Annotated in this window: 1 protein-coding gene and 1 pseudogene; both read right to left on the bottom strand. The window is 40.9% G+C overall.

The window, feature by feature from the left end:
• Window positions 1–76 precede the first annotated feature (76 nt).
• On the bottom strand, window positions 77–625 hold the full coding sequence (locus ACUVJL_RS02015; protein ID WP_445244318.1) for a site-specific integrase: 549 nt from the start codon (window positions 623–625) through the stop codon (window positions 77–79).
• Window positions 618–800, bottom strand: a pseudogene (locus tag ACUVJL_RS02020) (transposase); the annotation flags it as partial. The pseudogene ACUVJL_RS02020 and the gene ACUVJL_RS02015, both read right to left, overlap by 8 nt.
• Window positions 801–1,011: the final 211 nt, after the last annotated feature.

Here is a 1,011-nt window from a genome sequence, read left to right on the forward strand (position 1 = left end):
TCTCGGTTAATTCTTTTTTTGCGAATCATAACTGGTTTAACTATGGCTCAACTGCTTGCCCCGTAAAGGTTTCATTCTATTTTACCTTTTTTGGTCTACCCCCTTGACAATTTGCACTTTTTCTTAACTTGTCACAAATGCGCTTGCCAGACAAGTTTGTCCGATCGCACTGCTGCAAAACTCGCTCAAAAGTCCCGGCGTCAACTCCGGTGGTATCGCGGTATTTAGCGACTTTCTCACCCTTAATGTCCCCTAAAGCATAGTTACATACGCCGAGCTTGCGCCCCATCTCTACCAGCGACTTGATGGCAGCCAGCCGCCGATTAACAGTAGCTTCCTTGAGTCCCTTGTCGATGAGTTTGGCTTTGTACTTCAACACCACCGATACCGCCTGTCGCTCTTCCAAGTGCAAAAACTCTAAAACGTTATCAGGCACGGCGGGCATCCCCGTCATAGTTTGCAGAAAATCATTCACGTCCTTCTCATAGGCGCGACGGGTATTTTCGGAGCGCTTGTCGGCGAGTAATTGTTTGAGCACGTCGGGGTCGGTGTCTAAAGTGTCAAAGTGCCGCTCAATTTTGGCATTGAGGGAAGCTTCGAGGGTGGCTGTTAAGTAGTTAAGCAAAATTAATTACATAATTATCTCCAAATTTTTTAAGAATTTTTTCGACATATGAAACAAGAGATTGCCAGCTAGAATAGGCATCTATTTCCAGCCATTCATATTTAATAAACCGCCACAAAATCTCTATTAAATTCAATTCAGGTGAATAAGTCGGCAATTCAAATATAGTTAAGGACTAAAAAATAAATAACTTGATGGATTGTCGGATATAATCAAAAACAGCGCCCTGATTGCTATTTTCTCTAAAATTGATAGAAACTCGCAAGGGATTTTTCTATTCTACCACTTTATCTGAGATTTAAACCTATGTTTTATTCTAGTTCAATTGAGTCGGAAATAAAGAAACTTTATAACTCTTTATCAGAAAAGGATAAAAGAAGGTATGC

The organism is Microcoleus sp. OTE_8_concoct_300 (assembly GCF_031383065.1).
Classification (GTDB): Bacteria; Cyanobacteriota; Cyanobacteriia; order Cyanobacteriales; family Microcoleaceae; genus Microcoleus.